14 protein-coding genes are annotated in these 15,258 nt (G+C 72.5%); 11 read left to right on the top strand and 3 right to left on the bottom strand.

Annotation, left to right across the window (positions count from 1 at the left end):
• Positions 1 to 180: 180 nt before the first annotated feature.
• The 9 genes from rsmD to mutM all read left to right on the top strand — a co-directional run bounded on the left by rsmD (position 181) and on the right by mutM (position 6,354).
• Complete coding sequence (gene rsmD / locus KZ829_RS29445) at positions 181 to 744, top strand: 16S rRNA (guanine(966)-N(2))-methyltransferase RsmD (protein WP_220147164.1); 564 nt, start codon at positions 181 to 183, stop codon at positions 742 to 744.
• On the top strand, positions 741 to 1,220 hold the full coding sequence (gene coaD, locus KZ829_RS29450) for a pantetheine-phosphate adenylyltransferase (RefSeq protein ID WP_188119493.1): 480 nt from the start codon (positions 741 to 743) through the stop codon (positions 1,218 to 1,220). Before rsmD ends, coaD begins: the two co-directional genes overlap by 4 nt.
• 64 nt (positions 1,221 to 1,284) lie before the next feature.
• Positions 1,285 to 1,782 carry an ATP synthase subunit B family protein gene (locus tag KZ829_RS29455; protein WP_183216565.1) on the top strand — a complete coding sequence of 166 codons (498 nt, stop codon included), beginning with the start codon at positions 1,285 to 1,287 and terminating at the stop codon, positions 1,780 to 1,782.
• A gap of 86 nt (positions 1,783 to 1,868) precedes the next feature.
• A complete protein-coding gene (locus tag KZ829_RS29460) occupies positions 1,869 to 2,432 on the top strand; it encodes a YceD family protein (protein ID WP_220147165.1) in 564 nt (187 codons plus the stop codon).
• 5 nt (positions 2,433 to 2,437) lie between these two features.
• Positions 2,438 to 2,611, top strand: coding sequence for a 50S ribosomal protein L32 (gene rpmF, locus KZ829_RS29465; RefSeq protein ID WP_043527495.1), 174 nt, complete (start codon positions 2,438 to 2,440; stop codon positions 2,609 to 2,611).
• Positions 2,612 to 2,646: 35 nt separating this feature from the next.
• A complete protein-coding gene (locus tag KZ829_RS29470) occupies positions 2,647 to 3,612 on the top strand; it encodes a phosphate acyltransferase PlsX (protein WP_308285722.1) in 966 nt (321 codons plus the stop codon).
• Entirely contained in the window at positions 3,605 to 4,330 is a 726-nt protein-coding gene (gene rnc / locus KZ829_RS29475; RefSeq protein ID WP_183216560.1) for a ribonuclease III, read from the top strand. Before KZ829_RS29470 ends, rnc begins: the two co-directional genes overlap by 8 nt.
• Positions 4,327 to 5,490, top strand: a complete 1,164-nt coding sequence (locus KZ829_RS29480) for a mannosyltransferase family protein (protein ID WP_220147167.1) — start codon at positions 4,327 to 4,329, stop codon at positions 5,488 to 5,490. The genes rnc and KZ829_RS29480 overlap by 4 nt, the downstream gene beginning before the upstream one ends.
• Before the next feature lie 12 nt (positions 5,491 to 5,502).
• Positions 5,503 to 6,354 (top strand): bifunctional DNA-formamidopyrimidine glycosylase/DNA-(apurinic or apyrimidinic site) lyase, encoded by an 852-nt coding sequence (mutM, locus tag KZ829_RS29485; RefSeq protein ID WP_183216555.1) that lies wholly within the window; start codon positions 5,503 to 5,505, stop codon positions 6,352 to 6,354.
• A gap of 193 nt (positions 6,355 to 6,547) precedes the next feature.
• On the opposite strand, the gene KZ829_RS29490 is transcribed toward mutM, so the two are convergent.
• From KZ829_RS29490 to KZ829_RS29500, 3 genes are read right to left on the bottom strand one after another with little or no spacing between them, the layout of a single operon-like run.
• Entirely contained in the window at positions 6,548 to 7,099 is a 552-nt protein-coding gene (locus KZ829_RS29490; RefSeq protein ID WP_220147168.1) for a spherulation-specific family 4 protein, read from the bottom strand.
• Complete coding sequence (locus KZ829_RS43380; RefSeq protein ID WP_246636480.1) at positions 7,096 to 9,090, bottom strand: hypothetical protein; 1,995 nt, start codon at positions 9,088 to 9,090, stop codon at positions 7,096 to 7,098. The genes KZ829_RS29490 and KZ829_RS43380 overlap by 4 nt, the downstream gene beginning before the upstream one ends.
• Positions 9,087 to 10,622: a DUF3492 domain-containing protein gene (locus KZ829_RS29500; protein WP_220147169.1), complete on the bottom strand. Its 1,536-nt coding sequence runs from the start codon at positions 10,620 to 10,622 to the stop codon at positions 9,087 to 9,089. The genes KZ829_RS43380 and KZ829_RS29500 overlap by 4 nt, the downstream gene beginning before the upstream one ends.
• A gap of 652 nt (positions 10,623 to 11,274) precedes the next feature.
• Here KZ829_RS29500 and KZ829_RS29505 point away from each other — a divergent pair.
• Together KZ829_RS29505 and smc are read left to right on the top strand one after the other, a co-directional pair.
• The gene (locus KZ829_RS29505) at positions 11,275 to 11,469 is read left to right on the top strand and encodes a hypothetical protein (protein ID WP_183216550.1); all 195 of its coding nucleotides are present in this window, start codon (positions 11,275 to 11,277) and stop codon (positions 11,467 to 11,469) included.
• Between the two features lie 204 nt (positions 11,470 to 11,673).
• The gene (smc, locus tag KZ829_RS29510; RefSeq protein ID WP_220147170.1) at positions 11,674 to 15,255 is read left to right on the top strand and encodes a chromosome segregation protein SMC; all 3,582 of its coding nucleotides are present in this window, start codon (positions 11,674 to 11,676) and stop codon (positions 15,253 to 15,255) included.
• The last annotated feature ends 3 nt before the right edge of the window (positions 15,256 to 15,258 follow it).

The raw sequence follows: 15,258 nt of genomic DNA on the forward strand, positions 1-15,258 counted from the left end.
CCCGACCCTAGCCATTCCCGGAGATCAAAGAAACGTCTCAGCGCCCGCTAAGGAGCTTGTTGCGGATCTGTGATCTTCGCTTTACCGAACGGAACCGTATCGTCGCGCGTCGTGCCCGTGACGAGGGAATTGTTCACGCGAAGGTGGCTCACGCGAGGTGGTGAAGTAGCGTCGGCACTGATGACCAGGATTATCGCGGGTGCGCACGGCGGCCGTCGGCTGTCCGCTCCGTCCGGCGCGCACACGAGGCCCACATCGGACCGGGTCCGGGAGGCGTTCTTCAGCGCACTGGAGACGATGACCGATCTGTCCGGCTCGCGGTTCGCCGACCTGTACGCCGGATCCGGCGCCGTCGGCCTGGAGGCGCTGTCCCGCGGCGCCGACCACGCGCTGCTCGTCGAGTCGGACGCCAAGGCCGCCCGGGTCGTGCGTGACAACATCGTGGCGCTGCGGGTCGGTTCGGCCGCCAGGCTGATCACCGGCAAGGTCGTGCAGGTCCTCGGGGACCCGCCGGCCGGGGGGCCGTACGACGTGGTGTTCGCCGACCCTCCTTACGCGCTCGGCGACGACGAGATCGACACCGTCCAGGAGGAACTGGTGGCCAACGGCTGGCTGGCGCCCGGCGCCGTGGTGATCTTCGAGAGGTCCACCCGGGGTGGACCGTTGAGCTGGGTGGACGGTCTGGCGGGCGACCGTACCCGGCGTTATGGCGAGACCACGCTTTGGTACGGTCGCCGATCATGAGACGAGCGGTGTGTCCCGGCTCCTTCGACCCGGTCACCAACGGGCACCTCGACATCATCGGACGGGCCAGCCGGCTCTTCGACGAGGTCATCATCGGAGTCCTCATCAACCAGTCGAAGACCGGCCTGTTCACCATCGACGAGCGCCTCGAGATGCTCGGCGAGGCGACGGCGCAGTACAGCAACGTCCGGGTGGCGTCCTTCCACGGCCTGCTGGTCGACTTCTGCCGGGACCAGGGCGCGGCCGTGGTCGTCAAGGGCCTCCGCGCGGTCAGCGACTTCGACTACGAGTTGCAGATGGCGCAGATGAACATCGGGCTCTCCGGTGTGGAGACCCTGTTCATGCCGACCAACCCGCTCTACTCGTTCCTGTCGTCGAGCCTGGTCAAAGACGTGGTCAAGTGGGGTGGGGACGCCTCGTCGTACCTCCCGGACAATGTGCTGGCTCGCCTGGTGGGTCGGTTGAAGCAGAATTAGGCGGGCGCGAAGTAACGTGATCGCACCACGCTGGGTGGCGGTTCGACGACGGGAGTGAGGCACGGTGGATCCGCTCGACCGCATCGACGAGATCATCGACCTTGTGCAGGACGCACGCTCCGTGCCGATGTCCCGGACGAACTTCATGTTCGACCGCGCCGAGATGATCGACCGGCTCGAGATCCTCCGTTCCGAGCTGCCCGAGGCGCTGCGCCGCGCGGCCGCTGTCCTGGACGAGCGGGACCGGATCGTCGACGCCGGCCGCCGCGAGGCCGACCGGATCGTCAGCGAGGGTGAGACGGAACACGCCCGGCTCGTGTCGGTGAACGAGATCACCGTCTCGTCCGAGCACGAGGGCGCCCGGATCATCGCCGAGGCGCGGACCGAGGCGCAGCGTCTGCGTGAGGAGGTCGACGACTACGTCGACACCGCGCTGGCCAACTTCGAGCAGTTCCTGACCCGGGCGCTGGCATCGATCGAGCGGGGCCGTGACAAGATGCACGCGCTCCGCGAGATCGGCAACTTCCAGGGGGAGGACGCCGAGCGCCCGCTCCCGTTCTGACCACGTTTGGCAAGCAGCCCGATTCGACGACGTCCTACAAGCTCAGGTAATGTTTTCGGTCGGCCTACCATGGCTGAGGAATCACGATGCCCAAGTCACCGCAGAGTCACCTGGACCCCAGGCAGCCGCTGGTCGTCGACACGACGAAGCTCCCCCGGCAGCCTGGTGCGACGCGTGCCCTGAATCGGGTGGTGCCGGCCCCGGCGGACCTCGGTCTGGAGCTGATCTCGGTCCCTGAGGGCTCCGATCTCACGGTCGACGGGACCCTGACATCGGTCTCCGAGGGGGTCTACGTCAGTGGCACCGTCAGCGGCTCGCTCACCGGCGAGTGCGGGCGTTGCCTCAACGAGATCGACAAGTCGTTCGAGGTCTCGATCGCGGAGCTGTTCGCCTACGAGGACAGCACCACGGAGGAGACCACCGACGAGGACGAGGTCGGCCGGATGTCGGGCGATCTGCTCGACCTGGAGCCGGTGGTGCGGGACGCGATCGTCCTGACCCTGCCGGCCAATCCGCTCTGCCGGCCGGACTGCCCAGGGTTGTGCCCCGAGTGTGGGGTGCATTTCGACGAACTCCCGGCTGATCACAGCCATGAGGAAGTCGACTCCCGCTGGGCCGCTTTGCGCAATCTGTCAAAAAACGAGGAGTAGGAACCGTGGCCGTCCCCAAGCGCAAGATGTCGCGCAGCAACACCCGCTCGCGCCGGGCGAACTGGAAGGCGACCGCGGTGGTTACCGCGGCCTGCTCCCAGTGCAAGTCGCCGAAGCTGCCGCACGCCGCCTGTGGCGTCTGCGGCACCTACAACGGCCGTCAGGTCCTCGAGGTCTGACGTCGCGCGTGACTCGCCCGATCATCGGGCGGGTCGTGCCCGAGCGGTGGCGAACCACCGGTGCCACGGCTCCCGGACAGCGCACTGTCGGGGAGCCGGGCACCGCGCGGATCGCCGTCGACCTCCTCGGCGGGGACCAAGCTCCCGCCGTCGTGGTTGACGGCGCTCTGCGCGCTTGCCGGGCCGATCCGTCCCTCCACCTGACTCTCGTCGGTCCGGCTGATGCCGCCGACGCGGTGCTCGCCGCCCTGAAACCGGGCGACCGGCGCCGGATCACCACCGCGATCACACCCACCGACACCGTCAGCGGTGCGGTGGCCGCCGTCGCCCAGGGCCGCGCCGACGCGCTGGTCTCCGCCGGCGACACCCGGGCCACGGTTCTCGCCGCCGCCCGCGAGCTGGGCCGCTGGCCCGGCATCCGGCGCCCCGCCCTGACCGCTGTGCTGCCCACCGTGGCCGGCCGGGTGGTCCTGCTCGACGTCGGCTCCAGCGTCGACCCGGACGAGGAGACCCTCGCCTGGCACGCCCGGCTCGGGGCCGCGTACGCCGCGGTCGTCCACCAGGTCCCCGCTCCCCGCGTCGGTCTGCTCACCATCGGCACCGAGCCCGGCAAGGGCGACCGCCTGCGCCGCGCCCTGCCCAACCTGCTCGTCGATCTGCCGCTGCCCGGCGGCGCCCGCTACGCCGGACTGGTCGAGGGCGGCGACATCGTCCTGGGCCGCGCCGCCGACGTGGTGGTGACCGACGGTTTCACCGGGAACGTGCTTCTCAAAGGCCTGGAGACGGCGTACGCCCTGACCCGGCCACCCTCCCCGGACAAGACTCCACCACCCCGCGCCGCGCTGCTGCTCGGGGTGTCCGGCACGGTCGTGGTCTGCCACGGCGCCGCCGCCGGCCCGGATCTCGCCGCGGGCATCGCGCTCGCGGCCGACCTGCACCGCCGCGCCTCGGTCGCGGCGATCGCCGATCTGCTGAGGTACAGCGAGGTATCGCATGATTGACAAGCGCCGTCGTCCGTCCACCGAGCCACTCGAGGAGGCGTTCGGTGTCCCGTTCAAACCGGAGCTGCTGGAACGGGCGCTGACCCACCGGTCGTACGCGTACGAGAACGGGGGTCTCCCGACCAACGAGCGCCTGGAGTTCCTGGGCGACTCGGTGCTCGGCGTGGTGATCACGTCGGCGCTCTTCCACAACCACCCGGATCTGCCCGAGGGGCAGCTCGCCAAGCTGCGGGCCAGCGTGGTCAACATGCACGCGCTCGCCGACGTGGCCCGCGGCCTGGGCCCGGCCGGGCTCGGCCCGCACCTGCTGCTCGGCAAGGGCGAGGAGACCACCGGCGGGCGGGACAAGGCGAGCATCCTGGCCGATACCCTGGAGGCCCTGCTCGGCGCGATCTACCTGGAGCACGGCCTGGAGATCGCCAGCGAGGTGATCCACCGCCTGTTCGACCCGCTGATGGCCGAGTCGGCCGGCCGGGGCGCGGCCCTGGACTGGAAGACCAGCCTCCAGGAGCTGACCGCGGCGCTCGGCCTGGGCGTGCCGGACTACGAGATCGAGGACTCCGGCCCGGATCACGCCAAGACCTTCACGGCCTGGGTGGTGGTGGCCGGCGAGCGGTACGGCGGCTCCGAGGGCCGCAGCAAGAAGCAGGCCGAGCAGCGGGCCGCCGCCGCCGCTTGGCGGACCCTGACCGAGCAGGCCGAGAAGACCGAGCCGTGACCGCGGTGCTGGAGAAACCCACGACAGAAAGATTGTGGGACAAAGCGGGCGGATGGCCGGGGGTAGGAGCCGCCGTCGGCATCCTCGCCCTCACCCGCGTCGGTCAGCTCATCATGATCGCCTGGCTGGGCGGCGCCACCGAACAGCCACGATCAGTCCGGGAGCGGCTCCTCGTCTGGGACGCCGGCTGGTTCCTCCGGGTCGCCGTCGACGGCTACCCCGAGGGCTACACCTACAGCAACACCGGCCAGCTGGAAGGCAACGAGCTCGCCTTCTTCCCGGTCTACCCGATCCTCATCCGGGCCGGCGCGGCGATCGGCATCGAACCCAGCGCGGCCGCCCTCGGCGTGGCCTGGCTCGCCTCGATCGCCGCCGCCATCGGGCTGTACCTGCTCGGCACCAGCCTCTACAGCAAGCGGGCGGGCTGGGCGCTGGTGGCGATCTGCTGCGCGGCGCCGGCGTCCGTGGTGCTGTCCATGGCGTACTCGGAGAGTCTCTTCATCGCCCTGGTCGCCGGCATGTTCGTGGCCGCGCACCGCCGGGTGTGGTGGGCCGCCGGCCTGCTCGGCCTGGCCACCGCGCTGACCCGCCCGACCGGCGCCGCCGCCGCGCTCGGCCTCGCCGTGGCCGCCCTGCTCGCGATCCGCGACGGTGACCAGCCGAAATGGAAGCCGCTGGCCGCCGCGGGCGCCGCGCTCGCCGGGGTGCCGCTCTACCTGGGCTGGGTCGCCTACCGGGTGGGCGAGCTGAACGCCTGGTTCAAGATCCAGACGGCCGGCTGGGGCACCTCGTTCGACTACGGCGAGAGCACCGGCAAATTCCTCTGGACGACCCTGCGGGAGGGCGACGGCTGGATCCCGCTCAGTGTCGCGTTCATCCTGCTGGCGGCCCTCGCCGCGGCCGGGGTGGCGCTCGCGCGGAAACCGTGGCCGCCGCTGGTCGTCTACGGCGTGGTGGCGATGATCCTCGTCTACGGGCAGGCCGGTTTCTACCACTCCAAGCCACGTCTGCTGCTGCCCGTACTGTTGACGCTGCTGCCGGCCGTCGTGGCCGCCGCCCGCGCCCGCCCCCGGGTCGCGGTCCTGGCGATCACCGCCTGGGCGCTGTTCGGTCTCTACTACGGCGCCTACCTGGTGACCGTCTGGCCGTACACGTTGTAAAGGACACCGCCAGTGCCCGAGCTTCCCGAGGTCGAGACCGTCCGCATGGGGCTGGCCAAGTGGGTGACCGGCCGCACCATCGCCACCGCCGAGGTGCTGCACCCCCGGGCCATCCGCCGCCATCTGCCCGGCGACGCCCACTTCTCGGCGGTGCTCGCCGACCGGACCGTGCTGGACATCTCCCGCCGCGGCAAGTACCTGTGGCTGCCCCTGGACTCCGGCGACGCGATCGTCGGCCACCTCGGCATGAGCGGCCAGCTGCTGATGCAGCCGGCCGAGGCCGCCGACGAGAAGCACCTGCGGATCCGCTTCACCTTCACCGACGGCGGCCCCCAGCTGCGCTTCGTCGATCAGCGCACGTTCGGCGGCCTGGCGGTCTCCGAGGGCGGCGCCGAGCTGCCCGACGAGATCTCCCACATCGCCCGCGACCCGATGGACCCGCTCTTCGACGACGTGGCCTTCACGGCCCGCATCCGGGGCCGCCACACCGAGGTGAAACGGGCCCTCCTCGACCAGACCCTGATCTCCGGCATCGGCAACATCTACGCCGACGAGGCCCTGTGGCGCGCCAGGCTGCACGGCGCCCGCCCCACCGACCAGCTCACCCGCCCCGCGGTCGAGCGCCTGCTCGGCCACGTCCGCGACGTCCTGTCCGAGGCCATCGTGGCCGGCGGCACCAGCTTCGACGAGCTCTACGTCAACGTGAACGGCGAAAGCGGCTACTTCGACCGCTCCCTCAACGCCTACGGCCGCGAGAACGAACCCTGTCACCGCTGCGGCGCGATCATCCGCCGTGAGCAGTTCATGAACAGGTCCTCGTTCAGCTGCCCGCGCTGCCAGCCGAAACCCCGCAAAACCCCTTGATCGGTACGCGCGAAGCCGCCCTCAACCGCACCTTCGCCGTCCCGCCCTGCCGGCGACCACCTGCCCCCGCACCCGTCTGCCGCCCGCGCCGGGCTGACCTGCCCACTCACCCTCACCCCGCCCTCTCGCGATCTTGGACGTCCTCCCACCCGATTCGGTGGCCGATCGTCCAAGATCGCGCGCGGAAAGGGGCCTAGCCGCGGGAGGCGGTTGCGGCGCTGATGCGGGGGGCGGCGTCGGTGGCCAGGCCGAAACCGGCGCCCCGGCGGCCCATCAGGCGGCGGGCGGCGGTGAGCAGGGGGGCCGGCACGCCGTGGACGATGTGCCCGTCGCCGGGGCGCACCCCGTCGCCGTCCCAGCTCTGGTAGGCCGACCACGGCCCCTCGAACGTGCAGATCCGCGCCCCGAGGTCCCGGTAGAGCGGATGGGTCGGCACCCCCGGATTCAGCACCACCCGGTGCAGCCCGCGCCGGGCGGCCAGCCGGACGGTCAGCGCGACCGGCCCGACGCCGCCCGAGCCCGCCGGCGCCCGGTCCAGGAACAGCCCCTCCACCCCATCGGCCCGCCAGGCGTCCACGTCGGAGAGCACGTCGGCCAGGGAACGGCTGCCCCAGTCCAGGTCGATCCGGCCCAGGGACTGGTGCAGGGTCCGCCGGTCGCCGGGCTGTTCCCGGACGATCCAGGTGTCGGCGTCGAGCTCCAGGTAGGGCGACGGGTGGGCGTACGGGGGAAAAAGGGTCTTCACGGCGTTCTCCGAAGGTCGGCAGCGGTCAGGGCGACGATGAGCAGGCCGGCGAGGTGCGTCGCGGCGAGTACGGCGACGGCGGCGGGCAGCATCCCCTCCGGCGGGGCGGACATGGCCAGCACCGCGGCGGCGATCGGCGGGAAGGCGGCCAGGACGGCGGCGATCCCGTGCCGGGACCGGGCCGCCAGCAGGAAGGTGACCGCGAACACTCCGCCGAGCAGTGTGCCGGCGGCCAGCGCCAGCACCGCGTCACTGGCTCCCGGCACTCCGGCGAGCCCGTACGGCAGCCGGTACGCGGCCAGCAGCAGCCCACATCCGGCGGCCAGCGGCGGCACCAGCCCGGCCAGGGTGATCGCGGTGACGTTGCGGACGTGGCGGTCGAACTCCTCCGGCGTCTCGGCCGAGTCCAGCCCCGCGTCGAGCCGGGCGGTGTGCCAGCCGATCAGCCCCTCCAACACGGGTACCGCCACCAGCAACGGCAGCACCGCCGGCACCGGCATGGCGGCCGGCCCGCCCCGCCAGAGCAGCACCACACTGACCGCCTGAGCGGCCCCGATCACCAGGTAGGCGACACCGCGCCGCCGTTCGGCCGGGCTGAGCCGGGCGGGCCGCGCGGTCCGGCCGAGCACGGCGGGGCGGAAGGCGCGCACCGTCACCGCCACGATCGCGGCCGGAAGCAGGGTCTCCACCGGCACGGCGGCGATCCGGTCCAGCCCGGCGGAATCGGCCAGGGTCGCGGCGGCGAGCAGCCAGCACGGCGTGAACCAGGCGGCCACCGAGGCCTCGGCCCGGGTGACGAGCGCCGCGGTGACGCAGCCGAGGCTGATCAGCCCACCCAGTCCCACCGTGGCGGCCAGTGCCCGGTCCGGTCCGAGCAGCACGCCCGGCGCGACCCACACGAGCGCGAACCAGAGTCCGATGACCGCGGCGAACCCGGAGGCCACCATGCGTGCCGCGGCGGCCGGACCACCCCGGCGGGCCACGCTGACCCCCACGGCCGCCAGCCCCTGGGCGGCGGTCCACCCGAGCAGGAGCGTCACCGCCGGAACCTGCCAGGCGACCCGTCCCAGCGACTCCGCCCCGGCGACGGCCAGGCTGAGCGGCCCGAGATACAGGCCGCACCGGACGAGCGCGGCGACCAGATACCCGCCGGGAGCGCGCCGGGCACGCGTCACTCGCGCCGAGCGCCGCCGTCCGGCCGACCGGAGCTCCCGCTCACTCCTTTCCGGGTACGCGTCCCGCGCGCCCGCTTCACCACGGAGGGAGACACTCCCGGCCGGCTCGTCCCGGAGTCCCGAAGCCGCGGGCGTCCCGTCGCTCTCCCACCCCCGTACCGGCAGGCCCTCGACCGCACCGGTGCCCGTGGCCCAGGCGTCGGGCGCGGCGGTGGTTCCGGTGAGTGCGCCCGCGGGCCAGACCCAGGAGCCGGTCAGGTTGTCGCCGGCTCCGTCCGCCGTCTCCCACCCACCGGTGAAGCCGCTCTCCGGCGCCCCGGCCCAGCTCTCGGCGGCGTTCCCGCTGCTGCCGTCCCATCCCGGGGCGGCGTCCGTGCTGGTGTCGGTCCATTCCGGCGTGGTGTGCCCGCTGGCGCCGGCCCACTCCTGGGAGGTGGTCCCGCTCGTGCGGGTCCATCCTTGGGTGGAACCGGCGGCCGGGGACGCCCCGGACCAGAAGGCCCGCCCGTCCACGACCCCCGAACCCTCCAACGGGTCGGTGATGCTCGCGGCCGGGAGCTTCTTCTCGGCCGCGGCCCAGGGGTCCCAGGACTCCGGAGCCCGGGACTCCACATCCGGGAGCGCCGGTCCGGTGGGGGTCTCCACCTCCGGTTCGGCGGCGTGGCGGCCGGCGCGACGTCGTGGCGGCGCCAGTTCCGGCTGGTTCCCGGCGACATACCGGGCGTCGGTGGCGGCGTTCTGCCGACGGCGGTTGCGGACCCGTACGGAACGCGTCGTCGTCGTCCCGCCCGTGCCGCGCGGCGGAGTGATCCTCATACCTTCTCCCGGGTTAGCCAGCGCACGGTCGCCGGCGTGGTGATCCGGGGCGCGGGAACGGTGAGTGCCAGTTCGAAGGCCGGCGCCGGGGGTGGCGCGGCCAGGTCGGAGTAGAGGGCGCCGTACACCCGCACCACCCGGTCGACGGTGAAATGGGTGAGGGCACGCTGCCGGGCCGCCTCCCCGAGCGCTCGGCGGCGACCGGGGGAGCGGAGCAGCCCGACGATGGCGATGGCCAGCTCGGACGGATCGCCGGGCGGCACCAGCAGACCGGTGTCGCCGAGCGTCTCGCCGGCCGGCCCGAGGTCGACGCCGACCACCGCGCGGCCGGACATCATGGCCTCGACCAGCCGGTACGGCGGATCCGCCGGCCCCGGAACGTGCGCCACCACCTGCCCGACGGTGTACCGGTCGCGCGGATCGGCGGGCAGGTGGTGCAGTCGTACGGCCCGGCCGAGCCCGGTGCGCTCGATCTGTTCAGCGCACTGCTCCTCGTGGGCCGCGGTGATCCCGACCAGGTGCAGAACCGCCCCCGGCACGGCCGCGGCCACCTCGGTGAACGCCTCCAGCACACAGGACAGCCCACTGTCCGGCCCACCGCTGCCGGCCCACACCACGGTCGGTGTCCCGGCGGGTTCGGCGGCCCCCGGATACTCCCGCGGGTCGACCCCGGCCGGTACCTGGACGAGCCGGCCCGGCTGCGCGCCGTGCTCCAGCGCCCAGCCGTGGTGATAGGTGGAGAGCGGCGCGATCAGTGCCGCCTCGGCGTACCCGGTGCGGGCGACCGACGTGCGGAACCGGCGCAGCAGGGTGCGCACCCCGGGGGAGAGCCGTTCTTCGGCGGGCCGTTGCCGGACCACCGCGGTGCGCGCCTCGGTGAGCAGCAGCGGAACTCCGGTACGCCAGCGCCCGGCCAGCGCGGTGAGCAGCGGGGTGGTCCCGCCCACACAGTGCACCAGCTCCACCTCGGGCAGCGGTACGGCCAGCGCCCGCATGGCGTGCCGGATCAGGGTGGCCGCGGTCCGGGCGTCGCGCACGCTGAGCCGGGGCATCAGCGGCTGCCCGTCCGAGGCGTCGGCCTGGCGCTGCCGCCACGCCTCGAGCAGCGCCTCGGTGAGCGGCAGCGACGACAGGGCGCCGGCGCGGCCGGAGTCCTCGGTGGGCGGGCAGAGCCCGGTGATGCGGCGCAGGCCCTCACCGAACAGTGCGGCGATCGGGGCGGCGTCGCCGAGCAGGCCCCGGCAGAGCAGGGTGGCGGCGTCGGCGGCGTCGTCGGCGGCGGCTCCGCGCCGCCGGTCGGCACGTGCCGGGTCGCGGCCGAGCGCGATGGCACGCGCCGAGCCGACATTGAACGGAAGCGGGTACGCCGGCGCGGACGGTGGTTCACGGTCCGTGACGGTCAGCAACTCGAAGCGGAACCGGCGCAGCCCTTCGACGAGGGTCCGGCACCATCCGCCGAGGGCGTCCCGCCGGTACGGGTACCCGCCGCCGGTGAGCAGACAGATGCGCTCGCGTGACGGGGTCGGATTCACGCTGGAGGCAACGACACAAACCGCCGAAGTCACCGGAGCATGTCGGCTAGGCGACACAATTACGTACTATTTGTACCGGTTTGTCGGCCAGCTTTGCCCGGTTTTACCCGAAAGGCCATGACGTGCGCGCCTACTTCCCGCGCTCGTGCCCGTACCGTCCGTCGATCTCCACCCGTCCGTGCCCGCGGTGTGGCCGTGCCGCCGGCTCGTGAACCCCTTCGGGCGCTCCGCCCCGACCCGTGTTCCGAACCGTCGGATCTTGCGGAAAATGGCGGTGCCCGATGGGATCGAGATCCCCGTCGGCGGGGCATAATCCCTGCTGAAGCGCTGTGGTGGCGTGACTCACCCGACTCCGGCACGCCCCCGGCTCGGCCCCGGCTTGACGGAGAGTGGGTATCGGCGGACTATGGAGTTGTCGCCAGTCGCGCCCACTCATGCCCCGGATCATTCGTGGCTTGGGTCGTTGCACCATCTAGAGCCTCGCTGTGTTCTTGGCGGGATTCTGTGTTCACGCGTGCCCGTGAACATGTGGTGCGTTCAGTTCGCACTGAGTTGGTTACTGCGTACTGAGTCAGCTCGCTGGGCGCCACGTTGGCCGGCCTTTCCGGCAACGCATCACAAATCGAGACGCAGCGCGTCACAAGGAGTCACGATGGCGAAGGCCCTCTTTGGCCACGTAGGTGCGGCGCCCGACCGGCGCCTCCTCGACGAGGTCACCCGACTGCGTTCCAGGGTGCAGGCCCTGGAGTTCGAGGTCACCCGCCTCAGGGCGGAGAATGATCGTCTCGCCGCGGCAGCGGTGGAGGCAGACGATTTCGCGCGGCTGACCGAGCCCGCCCTGACCTGAGCTCCATCCTGATGCCGGTGGGTACTGCGGGGTAGTCCGGCCGGCGTCACCATCCCCTCGCACACCAGACGCACCGAAGAAAAAGCGCGCCTCCACTCCCGTGGCGGCGCGCAGCTTTTTACCCACGTGATTCCGCTGCTGGACAGCACCGGCGGGTAGCCTGCCTCCCAGCAGACGTACCCGGCCGACCCTTCTCGGAGATCCGTGCACCTCAAGAGCCTGACGGTCAAGGGCTTCAAGTCCTTCGCCTCCGCCACCACGTTGCGGCTGGAGCCCGGCATCACCTGTGTGGTGGGGCCGAACGGCTCCGGCAAGTCCAACGTCGTCGACGCCATCGCCTGGGTTCTCGGCGAGCAGGGCGCCAAGGCGCTGCGCGGCGGCAAGATGGAGGACGTCATCTTCGCCGGCACGGCCGGGCGGGCGCCGCTGGGCCGGGCCGAGGTGACCCTCACGATCGACAACAACGACGGCGCTCTGCCGATCGAGTACACCGAGGTGTCGATCACCCGCCGGATGTTCCGGGACGGCGCGAGCGAGTACGAGATCAACGGCAACTCCTGCCGGCTGCTCGACATTCAGGAACTGCTCAGTGACTCCGGCATCGGCCGGGAGATGCACATCATCGTCGGGCAGGGCCGGCTCGACGCCATGCTGCACGCCAAGCCCGAGGACCGCCGCGCCTTCATCGAGGAGGCGGCCGGCGTACTGAAGCATCGCAAGCGCAAGGAAAAGGCGATCCGCAAGCTGGACGCCATGGGGGTCAACCTGAACCGCCTGGGTGACCTGACCACCGAGCTGCGGCGGCAGCTGAAGCCCCTCGGCAAGCAGGCCGAGGTGGCCCGGCGGGCGGCCGGCATCCAGGCCGACCTGCGCGACGCCCGGCTGCGCCTGCTGGCCGACGACCTGCACACCCTGCGCACCACCCTGGACCGGGAGATCGCCGACGAGTCGGCGATGCGGGAGCGGCGCGGCCAGGTCGAGGAGGAGAACCGCGAGGTCCAGCGCTGGCTGGCCGACCTGGAGCTGGCGCACGCCGAGGACGCTCCGCTGCTCCAGGCGGCGCAGGACACCTGGTACAAGCTGTCCGCCCTCCAGGAGCGGTTCCGGTCCACCGAGCAGCTGGCCACCGAGCGGCTGCGGCACCTGGCGGCCACCCCCGACGACGAGCGTCCCGGCCGTGACCCGGAGATGCTGGAGGCCGAGGCCGAGCAGGTCCGCGAGCAGGAGGAGGAGCTCCGCGAGGCGCTCACCGACGACCAGATGCGCCTGGCCGAGGCGGTGGAGCACCGGCAGGATCTGGAGCGCCAGCTGGCCGCCGCGGAGAGCGAGCTGCGGACCGCCGCCAAGGCGATCGCCGACCGGCGCGAGGGCCTGGCCAAGCTCGCCGGCAACGTGAACGCGGCCCGTGCCCGTACCAGCAGCGCGGCCGAGGAGATCGAGCGGCTCGCCGCCGCGCACGACGACGCGATGATGCGGGCCGAGGCCGCCCAGGCCGAGGTCGACCTGGTCTCCGCCGAGTCGACGGAGGCCGACCGGGACAACGCCGACCTGGACGCGCGGCACGACGAGGCGGTTGCCGCACACGACCGGGCCGCGGCCGTGGTCCGCGAGCTGAACGACGCCGAGCGGGCCGCCGAGAAGGACGCGGCGAGCTGGAAGGCGCGCGAGGAAGCCCTGGCCATGGGCCTCAAGCGCAAGGACGGCGCCGGGGCGCTGCTGGCCCGGGCCGGTCAGGTGCCGGGGCTGCTGGGCAGCCTCGCCTCGATGCTGACGGTCCGGCCCGGTCACGAGGTGGCGCTCGCCGCCGCGCTGGGCGGGCTGGCCGACGCGGTCGCCCTGGCCGGCGTGGACGAGGCGATCGAGGCCATGCGTACCCTCAAGATCGCCGACGCGGGCCGGGCCGACCTGGTCGTCGCCGGATCCGCCGGGCCGGGCATGCGGGGCTCGCTCGCGAGCCTGCGGCCGAACCTGCCGGAGGGCGCCGTCTGGGCGCCCGAGGTGATCGACTGCCCGGAGCAGATCCGGCCCGCGCTCAACCGGGCGCTGCGCGACGTGGTGCTGGTCCCCGACCTGGCCGCCGCCGCGCGCCTGATCGCGGCGAACGCCGAGCTGCGTGCCGTGACGCCGGAGGGCGACGTGCTGGGCGCCCACGCGGCGGCCGGCGGTTCGGCGAAGGCCACCAGCTACATCGAGGTGCAGGCCGCGGTCGACGAGGCCAAGGCCCGGCGGGCCACCGCCGAGCAGAGCATCGCCGAGATCAAGGAGCGGCTGGGCGAGGCCCGGGCCGAGGTGGCCGAGCTCAAGCAGGCGGTCGGCGTGGCCGCCCAGGAGAAGCGGGCCGCCGAGGGCGAGCGCAACGCGGCCGCCCGCCGGCTCGCCGAGCTGGGCGCCGCCGCCCGGTCCGCCAGGGCGGAGACCGAGCGGCTCGGGGCCTCCCTCCAGAAGGCGCAGGCCGCCCGGGAGACCGACCTGATGCGGGTGGCCGAGCTGGAGGAGCGGCTGCGGCTGGCCGAGGACACCCCGCTCGACGAGGAGCCGTCCACCGAGGAACGCGACCGGCTGGCCGCCCTGGTGCCGCAGTCCCGGCAGAACGAGATGGAGGTGCGGCTCGCCGTCCGTACCGCTGAGGAGAGGGTCTCCTCCATCGCGGGCCGGGCCGACTCGCTGATGCGCCAGGCCAACGCGGAGCGGCAGGCCCGGGAACGGGCCGCCGCGAGGCGGGCCGCGCGCGCGAGAGGCGCCGAGATCGCCCGCGCGGTCGCGCTCGGTGCGGCCGCCGCGCTGGAACGGGTCGCGGTCTCCGTGGTCGCGGCGGCCGAGCACCGCGACCAGCTCGCGCAGGCGCGGACCAGCCGGGAGGCGGAGCTCCAGGAGGTACGGGCGACGGCCAAGCGCCTGGTCGCCGAGCTGGAGCGGCTGACCAGCGAGGTGCACCGGGACGAGATGGCCCGCGCCGAGCAGCGGATGCGCATCGACCAGCTGGAGGCCAAGGCCGCCGAGGACTTCTCGCTCGACGTCGAGACGCTGATCAGCGAGTACGGCCCGGACCAGCTGGTGCCGCCGACCCAGGCCGACGTGGCGCAGGCCGAGAAGGACGGCAAGCCGGCGCCCGAGCCGGTGCCGTTCCACCGGCCCACCCAGGAGAAACGGGCCAACAAGGCGGAACGGGACCTCACCCTGCTCGGCAAGGTCAATCCGCTGGCGCTGGAGGAGTTCGCGGCCCTGGAGGAGCGGTACAAGTTCCTCTCCGACCAGCTGGAGGACCTCAAGGCCACCCGCCGGGACCTGCTCACCGTCGTGAAGGACGTGGACGACCGGATCCTGGAGGTCTTCACGTCGGCCTTCGAGGACACCGCACGTGAGTTCCAGGCCGTCTTCCAGGTGCTCTTCCCCGGTGGTGAGGGCCGGCTCATCCTCACCGACCCGGAGGACATGCTCACCACCGGCGTCGAGGTGGAGGCCCGGCCGCCGGGCAAGAAGATCAAGCGGCTGTCGCTGCTCTCCGGTGGCGAGCGCTCGCTGACCGCGGTGGCCATGCTCTGCGCGATCTTCCGGGCCCGGCCCTCGCCCTTCTACATCATGGACGAGGTGGAGGCGGCCCTCGACGACGTCAACCTGGGCCGGTTGATTACCCTCTTCCAGCAGCTCCGTGAGAAGAGCCAGCTGCTCATCATCACGCACCAGAAACGGACGATGGAGGTCGCGGACGCCCTGTACGGCGTCACGATGCGCGCCGGCGTCACCCAGGTGATCAGCCAGCGCCTTGTCCGCGACCCGGAGGAGTAGGGA

It is taken from the genome of Actinoplanes hulinensis, from assembly GCF_019429605.1.
Lineage (GTDB): Bacteria > Actinomycetota > Actinomycetes > Mycobacteriales > Micromonosporaceae > Actinoplanes > Actinoplanes campanulatus.